This is a genomic window from Mycobacterium novum (genome assembly GCF_010726505.1).
Taxonomy (GTDB): Bacteria; Actinomycetota; Actinomycetes; order Mycobacteriales; family Mycobacteriaceae; genus Mycobacterium; species Mycobacterium algericum.
The window spans coordinates 2,544,577-2,565,213 of sequence record NZ_AP022562.1 but is presented as its reverse complement, the minus strand read 5'-3'; the positions used below and the strand labels follow the sequence as shown (position 1 = coordinate 2,565,213).

Here is a 20,637-nt window from a genome sequence, read left to right as displayed (position 1 = left end):
CACTTCCTCCCGTCGCAACGGCACCTCACTGTCCGACGGCTTCAGGCCCCGTACACCGGCACCGGCGTGCGCGCCTGGGCCAGCAGATCGGTGACGACCGGCCCCAGCTCGGCGGGATCCCAGCGCGCGCCCTTGTCGGCCTGCGGGCCGTGCGCCCAGCCCTCGGCCACGCGGATCTTGCCGCCCTCGACCTCGAAGACCTTGCCGGTGACGTCCTTGGATTCCACGCTGCCCAGCCACACCACCAGCGGGCTGACGTTCTCCGGCGCCATCGCGTCGAAGGCTTGATCCTGGGTGGCCATCATGTCGGCGAACACCGTCTCGGTCATCCGGGTGCGCGCCGACGGGGCGATCGCGTTCGCGGTGACGCCGTAGCGGCCCATCTCGGCCGCAGCGACCAGCGTCAGCGCGGCGATCCCGGCCTTGGCGGCGCTGTAGGTGGCCTGCCCGACACTGCCCTGCAGACCGGCGCCCGAACTGGTGTTGATGATGCGGGCGTCCACGGTCTCGCCGGCCTTGGACTGCGCCCGCCAGTAGGCGGCCGCGTGCTTCATGGTGGCGAAGTGGCCCTTGAGGTGCACCGCGGTAACAGCGTCGAATTCCTCTTCGGTTGCGTTGGCGAACATCCGGTCGCGCACGATGCCGGCATTGTTGACCAGCACGTCGAGCCCGCCGAAGTGGTCGACGGCGGTCTGGATCAGCGCCGCGGACTGCTCCCAGTCGGCCACATTGGAGCCGTTGGCAACGGCTTGCCCGCCGGCGGCGACGATCTCGTCGACCACGCCCTGGGCGGCGCTACCCCCACCGGCCGGTGAGCCGTCCAGGCCCACGCCGATGTCGTTGACCACCACCCGGGCGCCCTCGGCGGCGAAGGCCAGCGCATGCGCCCGCCCGATTCCGCCGCCTGCTCCGGTGACGATGACCACGCGGCCGTCGAGAAGTCCCATGTGTGCTGTCTCCTTTTTTTGGGGCCGACTTATTTATTTGCGCTCGACGCGTCGAGGTAGGCCGGCGGCTCGCCACCGCCGTGGGCTTCCAGGCTGGCGCCGCTGATGTAGGACGCGGCATCGGATGCCAGAAAGGCGGCTGCCCAGCCGATGTCGGCGGGCTTGGCGAGCCGGCCCAGCGGCACGGTGGCGGCGACGGCGGCGATCGACTCGGCGTCGCCGTAGAACAGTTCGGACTGCTCGGTCTCGACCATGCCGACCACCACCGAGTTCACCCGGACCTTGGGCGCCCACTCAACGGCCAGCGTGGCGGTCAGGCTGTCCACGCCGGCCTTGGCCGCACTGTAGGCCGCGGTCCCCGGCGACGGCCGACGGCCGCTGACGCTGGTGACGTTGACGATCGAGCCGCCGCAGTCCTGGGCCTGCATGACGGCATTGGCGTGCTGGGCGACCTGTAGTGGCGCCAGCAGGTTGAGCTCGATGATCTTGCGGCTGAAGTTGACTGAGGCCTGCGCGGCCGGCGCGTACGGTGAACCGCCGGCGTTGTTGACCACAACGTCAAGCCGGCCGTGCTTGGCGACCACGGTCTCGATCAGGCCTCTGACCGCGTCGTCGTCGCGGACGTCGCAGGCGTGGAACTCATACGGCAGGCCGTCCATCGGCCGGCGTGCACAGGTCACCACGGTGGCGCCCTGGTCGGCGAAGACGGCGCTGATGCCCGCGCCGACACCGCGGACACCACCGGTCACCAGGACCACCTTGCCGGTCAATCCGAGATTGATTGCGTCAAGCACTGTGCTAGCGTACCAAGCAAGTGCTTGCTTAGGTACAGATGGTCCCGAAACGGAAGCGCAGGGTTTTCCAGATGCCGATCACATCCACCACCGTCGAGCCCGGGATCGTCGCGGTCACCGTCGACTACCCCCCGGTCAATGCGCTGCCGTCCCGAGCCTGGTTCGAGCTGGGCGACATCATCACCGCCGCCGGCAACGACATGTCCACCCACGCGGTGATCCTGCGGGCCGAGGGTCGCGGCTTCAACGCCGGCGTGGACATCAAGGAGATGCAGAACACCGAGGGCTTCACCGCGCTGATCGACGCCAACCGAGGCTGCTTCGCCGCCTTCAAGGCCGTCTACGAGTGCGCGGTCCCGGTGATCGCCGCGGTCAACGGCTTCTGCGTCGGCGGCGGCATCGGACTGGTCGGCAACGCCGACGTGATCGTGGCCTCCGACGACGCCAAGTTCGGCCTGCCCGAGGTGGAGCGCGGCGCACTCGGTGCGGCCACCCACCTGTCCCGGCTGGTGCCGCAGCACATGATGCGCCGGTTGTTCTACACCGCGGCCACCGTGGACGCCGCCACCCTGCACCAGTACGGCTCGGTACACGAGGTGGTGCCGCGCGCCGAGCTCGACGAGGCCGCGCTGCGGGTGGCCCGCGACATCGCCGCCAAGGACACCCGGGTGATCCGGGCCGCCAAGGAGGCGCTCAACCTCATCGACGTGCAGAAGGTCAACTCCAGCTACCGCATGGAGCAGGGCTTCACCTTCGAGCTCAACCTCGCCGGGGTGGCCGACGAGCACCGCGACGCCTTCGCCGGCACCGAGAAGGGGAAGAAGTGACGACCAAGGTAACCACTCTCGACGACGCCGTCGCCGAACTGCGCGACGGCATGACGATCGGCATCGGCGGCTGGGGTTCGCGGCGCAAGCCGATGGCCTTCGTCCGCGCCATCCTGCGCTCGGGAGTCAAGGATCTGACCGTAGTGACTTACGGCGGACCGGATCTGGGGCTGCTGTGCTCGGCGGGCAAGGTGCGCCGCGCTTACTACGGCTTCGTCTCGCTGGACTCCCCGCCGTTCTACGACCCCTGGTTCGCGCGTGCCCGCACCACCGGCGCGATCGAGGCCCGCGAGATGGACGAGGGCATGCTGCGCTGCGGGCTGCAAGCCGCCGCCCAGCGGTTGCCGTTCCTGCCGATCCGGGCCGGCCTGGGCAGCTCGGTGATCGACTTCTGGGAGGGCGAGCTCAAGACCGTCACCAGCCCGTACCCGACTGACGGTGCCCACGAGACACTGGTCGCGATGCCGGCGCTGAACCTCGACGCCGCGTTCGTGCACATGAACCTCGGCGACGCCCGGGGCAACGCTGCCTACACCGGTATCGACCCCTACTTCGACGACCTGTTCCTGATGTCGGCGCAGCGCCGCTTCCTGTCGGTGGAGAAGATCGTGCCCACCGAGGAACTGATCGCCACCACGTCGCCGCAGACCCAGATCATCAACCGGATGATGGTGGACAACGTCGTGGAAGCACCCGGTGGTGCCCACTTCACCATCGGTGCAGCAGATTACGGCCGCGACGAGAAGTTCCAGCGGCACTACGCCGAAGCCGCGAGGTCCGACGAGACCTGGGCGGAGTTCACCGCCACCTACCTGTCCGGTAGCGAAGACGACTACCAGGCGGCGGTCAAGGCATTCGGAGCCAACCAGGAATCAGGGGCACAAGCATGACCGACTCACCCACCCGTGCCGAGATCTGCGCCATCGCCTGCGCCGAGCTGTTCCGCGACGCCGGCGAGATCATGGCCTCACCCATGGCCACGGTGCCCTCGGTGGGCGCCCGGCTGGCCCGCCTCACCTTCTCCCCCGACCTGGTGATCACCGATGGCGAGGCCCGCATCCTGGCCGACACGCCGGCGATCGGCAAGGTCGGTCCACTGGAAGGGTGGATGCCGTTCAACCGGGTCTTCGAGACCCTGTCGTGGGGCCGGCGCCATGTGATCATGGGCGCCAATCAGATCGACCGGTACGGCAACCAGAACCTGTCGGCGTTCGGCCCGCTGCAGCATCCCACCCGGCAGATGTTCGGGGTCCGCGGCGCGCCCGGCAACACCATCAACCACACCACCAGCTATTGGGTGGGCGCTCACTCGCCGCGAGTGTTCTGCGAGACCGTCGACATCGTGTCCGGCATCGGCTACGACAAGGTGGACCCGGCCAACCCGGCGTTCCGGTTCTTCAACCTCGGCGGGGTGGTGAGCAACCTGGGCGTGTTCGACTTCAGCGGTCCGGACCACCAGATGCGTGCGGTGTCGCTGCATCCCGGTGTGAGCGCCGACGAGGTCGCCGAGAACACCTCGTTCGAGGTGCACGGGCTGGCAGACGCTGCGACGACCCGGTTGCCGGAGGTCGAGGAGCTGCGGCTGATCCGTGAGGTCATCGACCCGAAGTCGCTGCGGGACAAAGAGGTAAGGGCGTGAGCCGGCTCAAGACCCCGCTGACCGAGCTGGTCGGTATCGAACATCCCGTCGTGCAGACCGGGATGGGTTGGGTGGCCGGCGCCCGGCTGGTCTCGGCGACCGCCAATGCCGGCGGGCTGGGCATTCTGGCCTCGGCGACCATGACCATCGACGAGCTGGCCGCCGCGATCGCCAAGGTGAAGTCGGCGACCGACAAGCCGTTCGGGGTCAACATCCGTGCCGACGGCGCCGATGCAGGCGACCGGGTGGATCTGATGATCCGCGAGGGCGTCAAGGTGGCGTCGTTCGCGCTGGCACCCAAACAGGAATTGATCGCGAAGCTCAAAGAGGCGGGTTCGGTGGTGATCCCGTCGGTCGGTGCGGCCAAGCACGCCAAGAAGGTCGCGTCCTGGGGTGCCGACGCGGTGATCGTGCAGGGCGGCGAGGGCGGTGGCCACACCGGACCGGTCGCCACCACCCTGCTGCTGCCATCGGTGCTCGACGCCGTTGCCGGCACCGGACTGCAGGTGATCGCCGCCGGCGGCTTCTTCGACGGTCGCGGCCTGGCCGCCGCCCTGTCCTATGGGGCGACGGGCGTCGCGATGGGCACCCGGTTCCTGCTGACCTCGGATTCGACCGTGCCCGATGCGGTCAAGCAGCGCTACCTGGCCGCAGACCTGGGTGGCACCGTGGTTTCCACCCGGGTCGACGGCATGCCGCACCGGGTGCTGCGCACCGAACTGGTGGAGAAGCTGGAAAGCGGTTCGCGGGCACGCGGTTTCAGCGCCGCGATCCGCAACGCGGCGAAGTTCAAGAAGATGTCGCAGATGAGCTGGCCCACCATGATTCAGGATGGCCTGGCGATGCGGCACGGTAAGGAACTCACCTGGTCGCAGGTGCTGATGGCCGCCAACACGCCGATGCTGCTCAAAGCCGGTCTGGTGGAGGGCAACACCGAAGCCGGTGTGTTGGCCTCGGGTCAGGTGGCCGGCATCCTCGAGGACCTGCCGTCGTGCGCGGAGCTGATCGAGGGCATCGTGGCCGACGCCGTCGAGCACCTGCGGGCAGCCAACTCCTTCGTCGTTTAACCCCGAGTGAGAATCTCACGACGCGACACGCCGGTCGAGCGTCGCGAGGCTCCCACTGGCGGCCTGACCTGCCCAGCCGGCGGCGTACATCGCGTCGCGCACCCGGCCGATCAGCGTCGCCTCCCGGTAGCGCAGCAGCACCGTACTGACCCGGATGATCAGCCAGCCCTGCTCGGCCAGCGCCACCTGGCGGTCGATGTCACGCTGTCGCTGCTTCGGGTCGTTCCAGTGTTGCGAGCCGTCGTACTCGATTCCGACCTTGAGTTCCCGATACCCCATATCGACTCGGGCGACGAAACCGCCGAATGCGTCGCGGACGACGATCTGAGTCTCCGGCGTCGGGAATCCCGCGTCAATCAGGACCAGCCGGGTGCTGGTCTCCTGATACGACTCTGCGCCGTCATCGACGAGCGGTAGTACCGCCCGGAGCCCATTCAAATGCCGCGCGCCGGGATGCTCGGCGATGACGGCCTCGACGTCGGCGACCCCGACTTCGGTGGCGTTGGCCAGTGCATCGAGGCGTTGAACCGCGTGCAGCCGTGACCGGGTTCGCCGTCCGATGTCGAAAGCCGTGCGGGCCGGGGTGGTTACCGCCATGCCGTCGACGGTCGTCACCTCACCCGGGGCCAGGGTGTCGCGGTGCACGACGAGTCTCGGTGGTGTCTTGTGGTTGCCGTACACCAGCTCCGCATCGAGCGCCGGGCTCACCCACTTCGCGCCCAGCAGCGCCGCAGCGGAATTACCCGCGACCACGGCATGCCGGCGCGACCACAGCCAGGCCGCCTCCGCCCGCTGCCGCGCACTCAGCTCGACGCCCCAGGGTGCGTAGACGCCCGGATAGACCGGTTGATACAGCGTTCGCATCGCCCGCTCGGGGATCGCCTTGTCGGCCAACGCTTCGGTGCCCAGGAACGGCCGGTCCAATTCGTCCACGACCGAATCGTGCCGGAATGCGCCGATCCGCGTCGACGGCTATCCCCAAGCACACCCCAAGCCCGCCGAGCGGGAATCTCACGACACGACACGCGGTGACGGCGTCGTGAGATTCCCACTGGCGCTGCGGCTAGACCTCGGCCACCATCAGGGTGTGGCCGGTCGGGTCGCGGAACCAGAACAGCGGCGGCACCGGATCACCCATCCGGGACACCTGCTCATCGACGTCGATCCCGAGCTCCTTCATGGCGGCCAGCGTGGCGTCGATGTCGTCGGTGGTCAGCGTGATGCCGGTGACGGCCGGCTCAACCGGACCGCTCTCCGGCGGCGGCGGCGCCAGCGCGATGCCGGCGATACCTGTCGGCGGGTAAACCTCGATCCATCGGTAACCATCGCCCATCTCGATGTCGGTGCGCTTCTCGAAGCCCAGTGACTCATAGAACGCAACGGCCTTGTCCTGATCGGGCGTCGGGACACACACCAGGTTGATCGTCTTCAGGCCGGTCGTGGTGCTCATCTTTCTCCTTCTCGGTTGGGGCGCTACGAATTGGGGCCGTATAGCCGGGCGATCTCCGGCGAGCTCGCCCAGCGGCCATAGGTGGGGCCCTGCGGCCAGCCGGAGGGCGAGTCCTGCCACTCCTCCTGACGCCCATAGGGCAACACGTCGATCAACGGGAACGTGTGACTGAGCTGTTCGATACCACGTCCGGTCGTATGCCAGGTTCGGAACACCTTGTCGCCATGGCGCAGAAAGACATTCACGGCGAAGCCGCCTCCTGGCGGGGCATCGACATCAGCCCCGAACGTGCTGTCGGCCGTGCTGTACCAGTCCATCTGATTGCCGACTCGGTGCTTGTACTCGATCGCTTCGTCGATCGGGCCCGGGGTGACGACGACGAACCGCGCGTCATAAGCCGACAGGAATTCCAGCCGGCTGAACTGCGCGGTGTACCCGGTACATCCGGGACACTGCCATTCCTGTCCCGGAGACCACATGTGGTGGTAGACGATCAGCTGCCGCTTACCGTCGAACATCTCGGCCAGACGGATCGGACCGTTCTCGCCTTCGAGCACGTAGTCGCCCATCGCGAGCACCGGCAACCGGCGGCGCTGCGCGGCGATGGCGTCGAGTTCCCGGGTGGCGGCCTTCTCCCGGACCCGCAGGGCATCGAGTTCCCGTTGCCAGGCCGACCGGTCCACGACCGGCGGCAACCCCAAGGTCGTAGTCACGAAAACCTCCCGACGTCATGTGGACAGCGTCCACATTGGCTATGTTGACACCGTACACTTCGACATGAGGGAGCTGTCAAGAGGTGACTGCGACGAAGACCGGTTATCACCACGGCGATCTGTGCGCGGCACTGATCGACGCCGGCCTGCAGCTCACCCGGACCGGCGGCCCGGAGGCGCTGACCGTGCGGGAGGCCACCCGGCGCGCCGGAGTCTCCCCCAACGCCGCCTACCGTCACTTCGCTGACCGCGATGCACTGCTGGCCGCGGTGGCGATGGCCATCCACGACAAGATGGCCGCGCGCATGCTCAAACCGGTGAACCGGCGCGGTTCAGCACAGACCCGAGCACGTGATCAGCTGCGCGCAGTCGGTCTCGGCTACATCGAGTTCGCCCTGAACGAACCCGGGTGGTTCGCGGTGGCCTTCTTCGGGGCGGACCCGGTCGGCGATGACCGGGTTCCGCCGCCCTTTCGAGCACTCGTCGACGGGCTCGATGCGATGGTGGAAGCCGGTGTGTTGCAAGCGAATCGACGTGCCGGAGCGGAGTGGCCGTGCTGGTCGGCCGTACACGGATTCGCCGAACTGGCGCTACACGGACCGCTGCGCGGCACCAGTCGCGACGAGCTCGATGCACTGGCACGACGAACCGTCGACGACATCATCTCCGGACTGGTGCGCTGACCCCGCTACCTCACCCGGCCCGGTTCGACCGGACCGGGTCGGCATGGCGGATTCCGTGTCCGACCGCGAGCACGAAAGAGGTCAGATCGTTGGCCAATTCGTCGATCGACCGTGGCGGCTCGCCGGCATGCAAGAAGTCAGCGATCAGCTCGAACAGCCCCCCGACGGTGGCGACGGCCATCGCCCGGTAGTCGGCGTCGGGCGGTGCCTTGCTGCGCCAGAACGCCTCGATGAAGGCCGCCGCCCACCTGCGGTTCTCTTGCCGCCGAGCCTCAACCTGCGGCGAGATACCGGTGCACTCCCGGAACGCCACCACAGCCACCCGCGGGTCGTCGACCAGCACATGCGCAAACGTGGTGGCAACCCGGCGCACCGTCAGCTCTTCCGGCTCGTCGGGGGCGCTGCGCCCCAACTCCGCCTCGACCTCCCCTTTGAGCCGGTCCCCGATCTGGTTGAGCAGCGCCAGGAAGCAATCTTCTTTGCTGTCGAACAGTTCATAGAACGCCTTGTTGCCGACATAAGCCGTCTGGCAGATCTGTTCGATCGACGTGTTGACATAGCCGTCCTGCGCGAACAGGTCGAAAGCCGCGGTCAGGAGTTGGTCGCGGCGCTGCGCGCGACGCTGCTCGGCGTCCAACCCGCGGATCCGGCGCCCGCCCGGCACGGAGGTCGTCATTGCTCCCATGCCGCAGAAGTTTAGCTGTCCAACCGCTCGATGATGGTGACGTTGGCGGTACCGCCGCCCTCACACATGGTCTGCAGGCCGTAACGGCCGCCGGTGCGTTCCAATTCGTGCAGCATCGTGGTGAACAGTTTGGCGCCGGTGGCACCCAGCGGGTGCCCCAGCGCGATCGCGCCGCCGTTGGGATTCACCTTGGCCGGGTCGATCGGGAACTCCTTCATCCAGGCCTGCACCACCGGGGCAAAAGCCTCGTTGATCTCCACGACGTCGATGTCGTCGATGCCCAGGCCGGTCTTCTCCAGCGCGTAGCGGGTGGCCGGTATCGGGCCGGTCAGCATGAACACCGGGTCATCGCCCCGGGCGCTGATGTGGTGGATGCGGGCGCGCGGCTTCAGGCCGTGCGCCTGCACTGCGCTTTCTGAGGCCAGCAACACCGCGGACGCGCCGTCGGAGATCTGGCTGGCCAATGCGGCGGTGAGCCGGCCGCCCTCGACCAGCGGCTTCAGCCCGGCCATCTTCTCCAGCGTCGATTCGCGCGGTCCCTCGTCGACCCGGAACGCAACACCGTCGACGTCGACCGGGATGATCTCGCGGTCGAAGCGGCCCTCGGCGATGGCGGTGAACGCCCGCTGATGGCTCTGCAGCGCGAAGCGTTCCATCTCCTCGCGAGACAGGTCCCACTTCTCGGCGATCATCTCGGCGCCGCGGAACTGCGAGATCTCCTGATCGCCGTAGCGTTCCAGCCACTTCTTGGACTCGTTGGTCGGCGAGGTGAAGCCGAACTGCTCGCCGACGATCATCGCCGAGGAGATCGGCACCCAGCTCATGTTCTGCACGCCGCCGGCCAGGATCAGGTCCGCGGTGCGCGACATGATGGCCTGGGCGCCGAACGAGATCGCCTGCTGGCTGGACCCGCACTGCCGGTCGACGGTGACGCCGGGAACGCCTTCGGGATAGCCGGCGGCCAGCCACGCCAGCCGGCCGATGTTGCCGGCCTGGCCGCCGATCGCGTCCACACAACCGACGATCACGTCGTCGACGGCCGCAGGGTCGACGCCGACCCGGTCCAGCAGCCCGCGGAACGCCAACGCGCCCAGGTCGACCGGGTGCACACCGGCCAGCGACCCGTTGCGCTTGCCGACGGCGGTGCGGCCGGCGTCGATGACATAGGCCTGCGAAATGGGAGCGATTTCAGACATTATGTTTTCTTCCTTCACTGATTCCACCCAGCACGATGGCGAGGTACTGTCTGCCCACTTGTTCGGCGGTGAGCGGTCCGCCGGGCTGATACCAGCGCACCGAAACCCATGTGGTGTCTCGGATGAAACGGTAGACCAGGTCGACGTTGAGATCGGGCCGGAAACATCCCGCTTCGGCGCCCTGCTGCAGCACGTCGATCCACATCTTGCGCTGCTGGCGATTGCGCTCATCGACGTAGCCGAAGCGCTCCTGCGAAGACAGCCGCTTGGCCTCGTCCTGGTAGATGACGACCTGGGCGTGCCGGTGCTCGATCGCATCGAACGACGCCAGGAACAACCCCTTGAAGCGTTCCATCGGATCGGATTCGGTGTCGATGATCTGCTGGTAGCGCTCGAACAGCCAATCGAGGAAGTCGCGCAGCACCTCGTCGACCATCTCCTCCTTGGAGGAGAAGTGGTGATACAGACTCCCCGACAGGATCCCGGCAGCGTCGGCGATGTCGCGCACCGTGGTCGCGCGCAGCCCACGCTCGGCGATCATCGCCGCAGCCAGGCTCAGGAGTTCGTCACGGCGCGTCATGGCATCACGGGTGCTGACTGGAAACCGAGATGACTTCGCCGGTCAGGTAACTGGAGTAGTCGCTGGCCAAGAACGCGATGGTGGTGGCGATCTCCCACGGCTCGGCGGCCCGGCCGAACGCCTCGCCCTCGGCGAGCCGGTCGAGCAGCTCCGCGGAGCTGGTCTTCTCCAGGAACTTGTGTCGGGCGATCGACGGCGACACGGCGTTGATCCGGACTCCGTACTCGACCGCCTCGATGGCACTGCACCGGGTCAGCGCCATGACACCGGCCTTGGCGGCGGCGTAGTGCGACTGGGAATGCTGCGCACGCCAGCCCAGCACGCTGGCGTTGTTGACGATCACCCCACCGTGCTCGACGCCGCGGAAATAGCGCAATGCGGCTCGGGTCGAGCGCATCACCGAGTTGAGCGTGACATTCAGGACGCGGTCCCACTCCTCGTCGGTCATGTCGATCACCGGCGTCTGGCCGCCCAGGCCGGCGTTGTTGACCAGCACGTCGAGCCGGCCCATCTTGGCCACGGCGGTCTCGAACAGTTCGTCGACCGCGGCCGTCGAGGTGACGTCGCAGACCACCGCCTCCACCCGGCCCAGCCCGAGGGCGGCCAGTTCGTCACGGGTCTCGGAAAGCCGGCGCTCGTGATAGTCGGAGACGACGACGTCGGCACCTTCGAGCAGCGCACGACGGGCGGTGGTGGAGCCGATTCCGGTGCCGGCGGCCGCGGTCACCAGCACCGTCTTGCCCGCCAATAGGCCGTGTCCGGCGATCTCTTCCGGCGCGGTGGACAGATCCGAAACCGAGCTCATCCCTTTGCCTCCCGGGGTAGGCCGAGAACCCGCTCGGCGATGATGTTGCGCTGAATCTCGTTCGATCCGCCGTAGATGGTGTCTGAGCGGGTGAACAGATAGAGCCGCTGCCACTCGTCGAACTCGCCGTCGGCGAGCACCATCGAGTCGCGCCCGATCACATCCATGGCGAGCTCACCCAGGTCGCGATGCCAGTTGGCCCACAACAGCTTCGAGACGTTGTCTTGACCCGGCTGCTCAACGTCCATGGTGGCCAGCGCGTAGGACCGCATCGACCGCAAGCCGACCCAGGATCGGGTCAGCCGCTCGCGGATCAGCGGGTCCTCGGCGGCGCCGTTGCGCTGGGCGAGCTCGGCGAGCGCGGAAAGCTCACGCGCGTAACGGATCTGCTGTCCCAATGTCGAGACGCCGCGCTCGAAGGTGAGCGTGCCCATCGCCACTTTCCAGCCGTCGCCGGGCTCACCGACCACCAGGTCGGCATCGGTGACCGCGTTGTCGAAGAACACCTCGTTGAACTCCGAGGTGCCGGTCAACTGCACGATCGGCCGGATCTCCACGCCGGGCTGGTCCAGTGGCACCAGCAGATACGACAGTCCGTTGTGCCGCTTGGAGCCCTTCTCGGTGCGGGCCACCACGAAGCACCATTGCGACAGGTGCGCCAGCGAGGTCCACACCTTCTGGCCGTTAATCACCCAGTGGCCGCCGTCCAGTATCGCGGTGGTGGCGACATTGGCCAGGTCAGATCCGGCGCCCGGCTCGGAGTAGCCCTGGCACCACAGCTCGGTGACGTTGCGGATGCCGGGCAGGAAGCGCTGCTGTTGTTCGGGGGTGCCGAAGGCGATCAGCGTCGGACCCAGCAGTTCCTCGCCGAGATGGTTGACCTTGTCGGGCGCGTCGGCGCGGGCGTATTCCTCGTAGAACGCCACCCGGTGCGCCACCGACAGGCCGCGGCCGCCGTGTTCGGTCGGCCAGCCCAGGCAGGTCAGTCCGGCGTCGGCGAGGTGGCGGTTCCACGCCATCCGCTCCTCGAAGGCCTCGTGTTCGCGTCCGGGACCGCCGAGGCCCTTGAGCTTGGCGAACTCCCCGACCAGGTTCTCGGACAGCCATGCGCGGACCTCAGCCCGGAACTCCTCGACTGCTTGCACCTTTGTAGGCTAACCTACCAAGCACTTGCTTTGTTAGCCCCGGCGCAGATGCCGTCACAGAGGAGCGGCGCACATGAGCCCCGAACCGCAGACCACTCCTGCGGCGCTGGACCACATCGCGCGGACGCTTCCCGATCACGACGCCCTGGTCACCGAGGACGACCGATTCAGCTACGCCCGACTCCGCGACGAGGTGCGCCGTGCGGCGGCCGCGCTGATCGCCCACGGTGTGGTGCCCGGCGACCGGGTCGCGCTGTGGTCGCCGAACACCTGGCACTGGGTCATCAGCTGCCTGGGCACCCACTACGCCGGCGCGGTGCTGGTGCCGCTGAACACCCGCTACACCGCAGCGGAAGCTGCCGACATCCTGGCCCGCAGCAAGGCCAAGGTGCTGGTCGGCATGGGCCGGTTCCTCAAGACCGACCGGCTCACCGAACTGGATCGCGACCAGCTGCCCGAGCTGCGGCACGTCGTCCGGGTACCGGTAGAGATAGCCGACGGAACCTGGGACGAGTTCATCGCGTCCGGAGCGGCGATCACCGAGGACGAGATCGACGCCCGCGCCGCGGCGGTCGGGCCCGACGATCTGTCCGACATCCTGTTCACCTCGGGGACGACCGGCCGCAGCAAAGGCGTGCTCTGCGCCCACCGGCAGTCGCTGGCCGGCCCGGCGGCCTGGGCCGAGTGCGGCCAGATGACCGCCGACGACCGCTACCTGTGCATCAACCCGTTCTTCCACAACTTCGGCTACAAGGCCGGCATCCTGGCCTGTCTGCAGACCGGGGCCACCCTGATCCCGCAGCTGACCTTTGACCCGGCCGCGGCGCTGCGCGCGATCGCCGAGCACCGGATCACCGTGCTGCCCGGGCCCCCGACCATCTACCAGACGCTGCTCGACCACCCCGACCGCGATCGGCATGACCTGAGCTCGCTGCGGTTCGCGGTCACCGGTGCGGCCACCGTGCCGGTGGTGTTGATCGAGCGGATGCAGAACGAGCTCGACATCGACATCGTGCTGACCGCCTACGGGCTGACCGAGTCCGGCGGGTTCGCCACCATGTGCCGCCCCGACGATGACGCCGTCACCGTCGCCACCACCTGCGGGCGGCCGATCGCCGACTTCGAGCTGCGAATCGATCACGGCCCGGACTCCGAGGCCGGCGAGGTGCTGCTGCGCAGCGCCAACATCATGCTCGGTTACCTCGATGACGACGACGCCACCGCGGCGGCCATCGACGCCGACGGCTGGCTGCACACCGGTGACGTCGGCACCGTGGACGCGGCCGGCAATCTGCGCATCACCGACCGGCTCAAGGACATGTACATCTGCGGCGGCTTCAACGTCTATCCGGCCGAGATCGAGCAGGTACTGGCGCGGCTCGACGGGGTGGCCGACGTGGCGGTGATCGGGGTACCCGACGAGCGACTCGGCGAAGTCGGTCGGGCATTCATCGTGCGCCGGGCCGGATCGGACGAAGCTCTTGATGAGCAAAAGGTGATCGCTTACGCGCGTGAACATCTGGCGAATTTCAAGGCACCGCGATGGGTGACCTTCGCCGACTCCCTGCCGCGCAATCCCGGCGGCAAGGTGGTCAAGCATGAGTTGAGAGAGTGGGCTTAGATGGACCTGAATATCGATGCCGAGACCGAGGCCTTCCGCACGGAGGTCCGCGAGTTCCTGGCGGCGAACCAAGACAAGTTCCCGGTGGCGTCCTACGACACCGCCGAGGGGTTCGAACAGCACCGCCGTTGGGACAAGGTGCTGTACGACGCCGGCCTGTCGGTGATCGCCTGGCCGAAGAAGTACGGCGGGCGCGACGCCACCCTGCTGCAGTGGGTGGTGTTCGAGGAGGAGTACTTCCGTGCGGGCGCGCCGGGGCGAGCCAGCGCAAACGGCACCTCGATGCTGGCGCCGACGCTGTTCGCACACGGCACCGAAGAACAACTGGACCGGGTGCTGCCGAAGATGGCCAGCGGCGAGGAGATCTGGGCGCAGGCATGGTCGGAGCCGGAGTCCGGCAGCGACCTGGCGTCGCTGCGGTCGACGGCCACCAAGGTCGAGGGCGGCTGGAAGCTCAACGGACAGAAGATCTGGAGCTCGCGCGCGCCGTTCGGTGAGCGCGGCTTCGGCTTGTTCCGCTCGGACCCGGAGGCCCAGCGCCACCACGGGTTGACCTACTTCATGTTCGACCTCAAGGCGCCCGGGATCACCGTGCGCGCCATCGAGCAGCTCGGCGGCGAGACCGGTTTCGGCGAGATCTTCCTCGACGACGTGTTCGTACCGGACAACGACGTGATCGGTGTGGCCGGCGAGGGCTGGCGCGCCGCGATGAGCACGTCGAGCAATGAGCGCGGCATGAGCCTGCGCAGCCCGGCCCGGTTCCTGGTGGGGGCCGAGAAGCTGGTGGCGCTGTGGCGCGAGCACGGCAGCGACCCGGCGTTCACCGATCGGGTGGCCGACGCCTGGATCGCCGCGCAGGCCTACCGGCTGCAGACCTTCGGCACCGTGACCCGGCTGGCCGCCGGCGGTGAACTGGGCGCGGAGTCCTCGGTCACCAAGGTGTTCTGGTCCGATCTCGACGTCGCGCTGCACCAGACCGGCCTGGACATCCGCGGCGCCGACGGCGAGCTCGCCGACGCCTGGACCCACGGCTACCTGTTCGCCCTCGGTGGCCCGATCTACGCCGGCACCAACGAGATCCAGCGCAATATCATCGCCGAGCGGCTGCTGGGCCTGCCCCGGGAGAAGAAGTGAAATTCGATCTAGACCAAGACCAGCGTGACTTCGCGGCCAGCATCGACGCCGCGCTGGCCGCGGCCGACGTGCCGGGCGCGGTGCGCGCCTGGTCCCACGGCGAGCCCGACGCCGGACGTCGGGTGTGGAACCAACTCGCCGAACTCGGTGTCACCGCGCTGGCGGTTCCCGAAGAGCACGACGGCATCGGCGCCCACCCCGTCGATCTGATGCTGGCCATCGAGGCGTTGGGGCGCTGGTGTGTGCCGGGGCCGGTGGTGGAATCGATTGCGGTGGCACCGGTTCTGCTGGCCGGCGCACCCGACGCCGCAGCGCAGCTGGCCGCCCTCGCCGCCGGTGAGCTGATCGCCACCGTGGCGCTGCCGCCGCACACCCCCCGCGCGCTCGACGCCGACCGCGCCGATCTGGTGTTGCACGCCGAGAGCGGCCGGGCCGGCACGGCGCAGGCCGGCACCCGACACGCCTCGGTAGACCCCAGCCGGGGCGTCTTCGACGTCACTGCCACCGGTGACTCCTGGGACGCCGACACCGCCCGCGCCTACGAGGTGGGCGCCCTGGCCACCGCAGCGCAGCTGATCGGGGCCGGGCAGGCCATGCTGAACGCGAGCGTCGACTACGCCAAGCAGCGCACCCAGTTCGGCCGGGTGATCGGCGGCTACCAGGCGATCAAGCACAAGCTGGCCGACGTGCACATCGCTTTGGAGCTGGCCCGCCCGTTGGTGTACGGGGCGGCGCTCTCGCTGTCGCAGGACTCGGCCGACACCGCTCGCGACGTCAGCGCCGCGAAGGTGGCTGCGTCCGACGCCGCTCTGCTGGCGGCACATTCGGCGTTGCAGACCCACGGCGCCATCGGCTTCACCAGCGAATGCGACCTGTCGCTGTGGCTGCTGCGGGTGCAAGCCGTGCGTCCGGCCTGGGGCGACGTCACCGCCCACCGGCGGCGAGTGTTGGAGGCGATCTAAGTGGCCCGTAACGAGGAGCGCGACCTGCTGCGCCAGACCGTGGCAGCGCTGGTCGAAAAGCACGCCGCGCCCGAAGCGGTACGTGCGGCCATGGAGTCCGAGCGCGGTTACGACGAGACGCTGTGGCAGGTGCTCTGCGAACAGGTCGGTGCGGCCGCCCTGGTGGTACCCGAGGAGCTCGGCGGGGCCGGCGGTGAACTGGGTGACGCGGCCGTGGTTCTCGAGGAGCTGGGCAAAGCATTGGTGCCCACACCGTTGTTGGGTACCGTGCTGGCGGAGTTGGCGCTGCTGGCCGGACCCGAGCCCGACGCCACGGCCCTTGAGCAGCTGGCGGAAGGCGGCGCGATCGGAGCGGTTGTCTTCGATACCGATTACGCCGTCAACGGTGATCTGGTGGGAGCGGGTGACGTTGTCGTCGGCACCGACGGCGATCAGCTCACCCGGTGGACCTCTTTCACCGCGGAGCCGGTGGCGACCATGGACCCCACCCGCCGGCTGGGCCGGGTCACCGCCGAGCAGACCGAGCCGATCGGCGCCGACCCCGGTATCGCCGACTATGCGGCGATCCTGCTGGCCGCCGAACAGATCGGCGCGGCTACCCGCTGTCTGGACCTGACCGTGCAGTACACCAAGGACCGGGTGCAGTTCGGCCGGCCGATCGGCAGCTTCCAGGCCCTCAAGCACCGGATGGCCGACCTGTACGTGGCCGTCTCGGCCGCCCGGGCCGTCGTCGACGACGCGATCGCCGAGCCGTCGGCGACGTCGGCCGCACTGGCCAGAGTCGTTGCCAGCGAGGCATTCTCCAAGGTCGCCGGTGAGGCGGTCCAACTGCACGGCGGCATCGCGATCACTTGGGAAAGCGACATCCAGCTTTATTTCAAACGCGCGCACGGCAGTTCGCAGCTGCTCGGCCAGCCGGCCGAACACCTGCGGCGGTTACAGGCCGAGGTGTTCTAGAAGCCCGTAGGGTAGACACATGTGCACCCGATTGGTTTACCTGGGCCCCAATGGCAACATCATCACCGGACGGTCGATGGACTGGAAGCTGGATCTGGCAACCAACCTGTGGTCGTTGCCGCGCGGCGTGAAGCGCGACGGGCGGGCCGGAGCGAACTCCATCGAGTGGACCGCGAAGTACGGCAGCGTGGTGGCCACCGGCTACGACATCTGCACCACCGACGGATTGAACGAGGCCGGCCTGTCGGCCAACCTGCTGTGGCTGGCCGAGTCGGAGTATCCCTCCCGCGACGCTTCCCGCCCGGTGATGTCCGTCGCGACGTGGGCCCAGTACATGCTCGACAACTTCGCCACGGTGGCCGATGCGGTCGCAGCACTGCAGACCGAACCGTTCGATGTGCTCACCGAAGGCGTGCCCGGCGAAGAGCGGCTGGCCACCCTGCACATGTCGATGTCGGACAGCGGCGGTGACAGTGCGATCGTGGAATACGTTGGCGGCAAACAGGTCATCCACCACAGTCGCGACTATCAGGTGATGACGAACTCCCCGATCTTCGAACAGCAACTCGCCGTCAACGCCTACTGGGAACAACTCGGCGGCACCGTCATGCTGCCGGGCACCAACCGGGCCGCCGACCGGTTCGCGCGGGCATCGTTCTACGTCAACGCGATACCCAAGGTCGAAGACCCCAAGATCGCGCTCGCCTCGGTGTTCAGCGTGGTGCGCAACGTGTCGGTCCCGTTCGGCATCTCCACACCGGACGAACCGAATATCTCCTCCACCCGGTGGCGCACCGTCGCCCACCACACCCGCAAGCTGTACTGCTTCGAGTCGGCGTTGACGCCCAACGTCTTCTGGGTGGACCTGAACAAACTCGACCTGTCCGAGGGTGCACCGGCGCGCAAGCTGGACCTGGGCCGCGACGAATCCAACACGTTCGCCGGCGAGAGCTCAGCGGAATTCGTGGTCACCGAACCGTTCACGTTTCTGGAGATCACCACGTGACCGCGAACCGTCGGCTGGCCGCGGCTCTGCTGGCAATGCTGGTGTGCGCCCTGACAACCGCCGGTCCGGTCGCCGCCACCACCGCACCGGCCTGGTCCGGCCTGGACGCCCGCGACTACGCCGGGCCGATCCCCGCGGCCGGGGGGCTGGTCACCGCGGTGCCGCTGGACCCGGCGTTGTCGGTGCACGGTGCCGGCGAGGCGTTCCGCATCCTGTACGCCACCGTCGACCAGCACGCCGAACCGGCGGTCAGCACGGCGGCCGTCTTCACCCCGCGCACCGCCCCGCCACCCGGTGGATGGCCGGTGGTCGCCTGGGCACACGGCACCGTAGGCCTGGGCGACGACTGCACGCCATCGGCGCTGCCCCGCAGCGCCCGAGACGACGAGTACCTGACGCACTGGCTCGACCAGGGCTACGTCGTCGTCGGCACCGACTACGCCGGACTGGGCACCCCGGGACTGATGAGCTACCTCAACAGCACCGCCGAAGCGCATTCGGTGGTGGACTCGGTACGCGCGGTTCATCACTTGGACCTGCCACTGTCGCCGAAATGGGCGATCGTCGGCCAATCGCAGGGCGGCGGCGCGGCGGTCAACAGCGCCTGGTGGGCCGACCGGCTGACCACAGGCGCCGGACTCGACTACCGGGGCGTCGTGGCCACCGGAACACCCGCCAACATCGAGCGCGTGTTCGGGCAGGCCGGGCCGGGCCTGGCCCCGCGTCAGACACCACCGGCGGCGATCAGCTACACCTCCTACATCCTCGCCGCGCTGCGCGAGGCACACCCCGAACTCGGGATCGACACTGTGCTGACTCCGCGCGGCCGCGAGTTGGCCGACGCCGCACAGTCGCTGTGCAAACCGGCCCTGGATCAGCGGGTCGGGACCACCACGCTCAACGACTTGTTCAGCGCCCCGGTCAGCTCACTGCCCGGCATCGACGCGGCGCTGGACAGCTTCATGGGCACGCCCACCGAGGGTTACAGCCGACCGATCTTTCTGGGCCAAGGGCTGCTCGACAGCGATGTCCCCCCGCTTTCCACCCAGACGCTGTATCAGCAACTGACCGACAACCACCAGGATGTGGAGCTGCATATCTACCCCGACCAGGACCATTCCGGCACGGTGATCGCCTCGATGCCCGACTCCACCCGTTTCCTGCAGCGGGTCATGGCAGGTTGAGTTCATGACCGATTCGACTCTCGGCTCCGGCGGCGTCGCGCTGCGTGCCGGCATCCCACCGTTCCACGTGATGGATGTGTGGCTGGCCGCCGCAGAACGCCAACGCAGCCACGGCGATCTGGTGAACCTGTCGGCCGGACAACCCAGCGTAGGTGCGCCGGGCCCGGTGCGCGACGCCGCCGCAGCGGCGCTGCGGGCCAACCAGCTCGGCTACACCGTCGCGTTGGGGATCCCGGAGCTGCGCGCGGCGATCGCGGGCTCCTACGCCGATCGCTACGGCCTGGCCGTCGACCCCGACGACGTGGTGGTGACCACCGGTTCGTCGGGCGGTTTCCTGCTGGCATTTCTGGCCTGCTTCGACGCCGGCGAGCGGGTGGCGATCGCCAGCCCCGGTTACCCGTGCTACCGCAACATCCTGACCGCACTGGGCTGCGAGGTGGTCGAGATCCCGTGCGGGCCCGAGACGCGCTTCCAGCCCACCGCGGCCATGCTTGCGGCGCTCGCTGAAACCGGGCCGTTGGCCGGGGTGATCGTCGCCAGCCCAGCCAACCCGACCGGCACCGTTTTGGAGCCCGCCGAGCTAGCCGCGATCGCCACCTGGTGCGACGAGACCGGGGTGCGACTGATCAGCGACGAGGTCTACCACGGCCTGGTCTACGACGGCGCCCCGCAGACCAGCTGCGCCTGGCAGACCTCGCGGAACGCGGTGGTGGCCAACAGCTTTTCCAAGTATTTCGCGATGACCGGCTGGCGGCTGGGCTGGCTGCTGGTGCCGGCGGCGCTGCGCCGCGCGGTGGACCGCCTCACCGGCAACTTCACCATCTGCCCGCCGGTGCTGTCCCAATACGCCGCCGTCGCTGCCTTCACCGGAGAATCGATCGCCGAATCGGACGGCCACCTGCGGCATTACGCCGCCAACCGGGCACTGCTGCTCGACGGGCTGCGGGCCATGGGCATCGACCGGTTGGCGCCCACCGACGGCGCGTTCTACGTCTATGCCGACGTCGCCGGGCACACCGACGACTCGCTGGCGTTCTGCGCGCGACTGCTCGCCGACACCGGTGTCGCGCTGGCGCCGGGTATCGACTTCGACACCGAACGGGGCAACACCTTCGTGCGGCTGTCGTTCGCCGGCCCGACCACCGACATCGAAGAAGCATTGCGCCGAATCCGCGGGTGGCTGCCGCTCGGGTAGGTTTAGCCCCAAGCTCGACCCACCTGATCGAAGGGACCACAGCCAAT

22 protein-coding genes are annotated in these 20,637 nt (G+C 68.2%); 12 read left to right on the top strand and 10 right to left on the bottom strand.

What is annotated here, in order from left to right; all coding sequences use genetic code 11:
• Positions 1–41 precede the first annotated feature (41 nt).
• On the bottom strand, positions 42–947 hold the full coding sequence (locus G6N19_RS11780) for an SDR family oxidoreductase (protein ID WP_013830627.1): 906 nt from the start codon (positions 945–947) through the stop codon (positions 42–44).
• Positions 948–976: 29 nt separating this feature from the next.
• Positions 977–1,741 (bottom strand): SDR family oxidoreductase, encoded by a 765-nt coding sequence (locus G6N19_RS11775; protein ID WP_193464995.1) that lies wholly within the window; start codon positions 1,739–1,741, stop codon positions 977–979.
• 71 nt (positions 1,742–1,812) lie between these two features.
• Between G6N19_RS11775 and echA20 the strand changes: the two genes are divergently transcribed.
• The 4 genes from echA20 to ipdC are packed head-to-tail and all read left to right on the top strand — an operon-like array spanning position 1,813 to position 5,274.
• Complete coding sequence (gene echA20 / locus G6N19_RS11770) at positions 1,813–2,568, top strand: (7aS)-7a-methyl-1,5-dioxo-2,3,5,6,7,7a-hexahydro-1H-indene-carboxyl-CoA hydrolase (protein ID WP_013830629.1); 756 nt, start codon at positions 1,813–1,815, stop codon at positions 2,566–2,568.
• 50 nt (positions 2,569–2,618) lie between these two features.
• Positions 2,619–3,458, top strand: coding sequence for a cholesterol ring-cleaving hydrolase subunit IpdA (gene ipdA, locus G6N19_RS11765; protein WP_232062692.1), 840 nt, complete (start codon positions 2,619–2,621; stop codon positions 3,456–3,458).
• Entirely contained in the window at positions 3,455–4,207 is a 753-nt protein-coding gene (gene ipdB, locus G6N19_RS11760; RefSeq protein WP_013830631.1) for a cholesterol ring-cleaving hydrolase subunit IpdB, read from the top strand. The genes ipdA and ipdB overlap by 4 nt, the downstream gene beginning before the upstream one ends.
• On the top strand, positions 4,204–5,274 hold the full coding sequence (gene ipdC / locus G6N19_RS11755) for a (3aS,4S,5R,7aS)-5-hydroxy-7a-methyl-1-oxo-octahydro-1H-indene-4-carboxyl-CoA dehydrogenase (protein ID WP_013830632.1): 1,071 nt from the start codon (positions 4,204–4,206) through the stop codon (positions 5,272–5,274). Before ipdB ends, ipdC begins: the two co-directional genes overlap by 4 nt.
• Positions 5,275–5,289: 15 nt before the next feature.
• On the opposite strand, the gene G6N19_RS11750 is transcribed toward ipdC, so the two are convergent.
• The 3 genes from G6N19_RS11750 to G6N19_RS11740 form a co-directional block, all read right to left on the bottom strand.
• Positions 5,290–6,207, bottom strand: coding sequence for an endonuclease domain-containing protein (locus G6N19_RS11750; protein WP_193464994.1), 918 nt, complete (start codon positions 6,205–6,207; stop codon positions 5,290–5,292).
• A 130-nt stretch (positions 6,208–6,337) separates the two neighbouring features.
• Entirely contained in the window at positions 6,338–6,724 is a 387-nt protein-coding gene (locus G6N19_RS11745) for a VOC family protein (protein WP_013830634.1), read from the bottom strand.
• Positions 6,725–6,747: 23 nt separating this feature from the next.
• The gene (locus G6N19_RS11740) at positions 6,748–7,437 is read right to left on the bottom strand and encodes a DUF899 domain-containing protein (RefSeq protein WP_193464993.1); all 690 of its coding nucleotides are present in this window, start codon (positions 7,435–7,437) and stop codon (positions 6,748–6,750) included.
• 83 nt (positions 7,438–7,520) lie between these two features.
• Between G6N19_RS11740 and G6N19_RS11735 the strand changes: the two genes are divergently transcribed.
• Entirely contained in the window at positions 7,521–8,120 is a 600-nt protein-coding gene (locus G6N19_RS11735) for a TetR/AcrR family transcriptional regulator (RefSeq protein WP_193464992.1), read from the top strand.
• Between the two features lie 10 nt (positions 8,121–8,130).
• On the opposite strand, the gene G6N19_RS11730 is transcribed toward G6N19_RS11735, so the two are convergent.
• The 5 genes from G6N19_RS11730 to ipdE1 are packed head-to-tail and all read right to left on the bottom strand — an operon-like array spanning position 8,131 to position 12,531.
• The gene (locus tag G6N19_RS11730) at positions 8,131–8,805 is read right to left on the bottom strand and encodes a TetR/AcrR family transcriptional regulator (RefSeq protein ID WP_193464991.1); all 675 of its coding nucleotides are present in this window, start codon (positions 8,803–8,805) and stop codon (positions 8,131–8,133) included.
• An 11-nt stretch (positions 8,806–8,816) separates the two neighbouring features.
• Positions 8,817–9,983, bottom strand: a complete 1,167-nt coding sequence (fadA6, locus tag G6N19_RS11725; protein ID WP_041320243.1) for a steroid 3-ketoacyl-CoA thiolase FadA6 — start codon at positions 9,981–9,983, stop codon at positions 8,817–8,819.
• Positions 9,984–9,993: 10 nt separating this feature from the next.
• Positions 9,994–10,581, bottom strand: a complete 588-nt coding sequence (gene kstR2 / locus G6N19_RS11720) for a TetR family transcriptional regulator KstR2 (protein WP_193464990.1) — start codon at positions 10,579–10,581, stop codon at positions 9,994–9,996.
• 4 nt (positions 10,582–10,585) lie between these two features.
• Positions 10,586–11,386: a (5R,7aS)-5-hydroxy-7a-methyl-1-oxo-2,3,5,6,7,7a-hexahydro-1H-indene-carboxyl-CoA reductase gene (gene ipdF / locus G6N19_RS11715; RefSeq protein WP_193464989.1), complete on the bottom strand. Its 801-nt coding sequence runs from the start codon at positions 11,384–11,386 to the stop codon at positions 10,586–10,588.
• Positions 11,383–12,531 carry an acyl-CoA dehydrogenase IpdE1 gene (gene ipdE1 / locus G6N19_RS11710; RefSeq protein ID WP_193464988.1) on the bottom strand — a complete coding sequence of 383 codons (1,149 nt, stop codon included), beginning with the start codon at positions 12,529–12,531 and terminating at the stop codon, positions 11,383–11,385. Before ipdE1 ends, ipdF begins: the two co-directional genes overlap by 4 nt.
• A gap of 73 nt (positions 12,532–12,604) precedes the next feature.
• Here ipdE1 and fadD3 point away from each other — a divergent pair, with 73 nt between their 5' ends.
• Genes fadD3 through G6N19_RS11675 form a run of 7 tightly spaced genes read left to right on the top strand, consistent with a single transcriptional unit; the run spans position 12,605 to position 20,590 of the window.
• Positions 12,605–14,152, top strand: coding sequence for a 3-((3aS,4S,7aS)-7a-methyl-1,5-dioxo-octahydro-1H-inden-4-yl)propanoate--CoA ligase FadD3 (gene fadD3, locus G6N19_RS11705; RefSeq protein ID WP_193464987.1), 1,548 nt, complete (start codon positions 12,605–12,607; stop codon positions 14,150–14,152).
• Positions 14,153–15,286 carry an acyl-CoA dehydrogenase family protein gene (locus G6N19_RS11700; RefSeq protein WP_193464986.1) on the top strand — a complete coding sequence of 378 codons (1,134 nt, stop codon included), beginning with the start codon at positions 14,153–14,155 and terminating at the stop codon, positions 15,284–15,286.
• Complete coding sequence (locus G6N19_RS11695; RefSeq protein WP_013830644.1) at positions 15,283–16,248, top strand: acyl-CoA dehydrogenase; 966 nt, start codon at positions 15,283–15,285, stop codon at positions 16,246–16,248. Before G6N19_RS11700 ends, G6N19_RS11695 begins: the two co-directional genes overlap by 4 nt.
• Positions 16,249–17,205 (top strand): acyl-CoA dehydrogenase IpdE2, encoded by a 957-nt coding sequence (gene ipdE2, locus G6N19_RS11690; RefSeq protein WP_193464985.1) that lies wholly within the window; start codon positions 16,249–16,251, stop codon positions 17,203–17,205.
• A gap of 19 nt (positions 17,206–17,224) precedes the next feature.
• On the top strand, positions 17,225–18,211 hold the full coding sequence (locus tag G6N19_RS11685) for a linear amide C-N hydrolase (RefSeq protein WP_193464984.1): 987 nt from the start codon (positions 17,225–17,227) through the stop codon (positions 18,209–18,211).
• Positions 18,212–18,246: 35 nt separating this feature from the next.
• Entirely contained in the window at positions 18,247–19,395 is a 1,149-nt protein-coding gene (locus G6N19_RS11680) for an alpha/beta hydrolase family protein (protein WP_041320244.1), read from the top strand.
• 4 nt (positions 19,396–19,399) lie between these two features.
• A complete protein-coding gene (locus G6N19_RS11675; protein ID WP_193464983.1) occupies positions 19,400–20,590 on the top strand; it encodes a pyridoxal phosphate-dependent aminotransferase in 1,191 nt (396 codons plus the stop codon).
• Positions 20,591–20,637 lie beyond the last annotated feature (47 nt).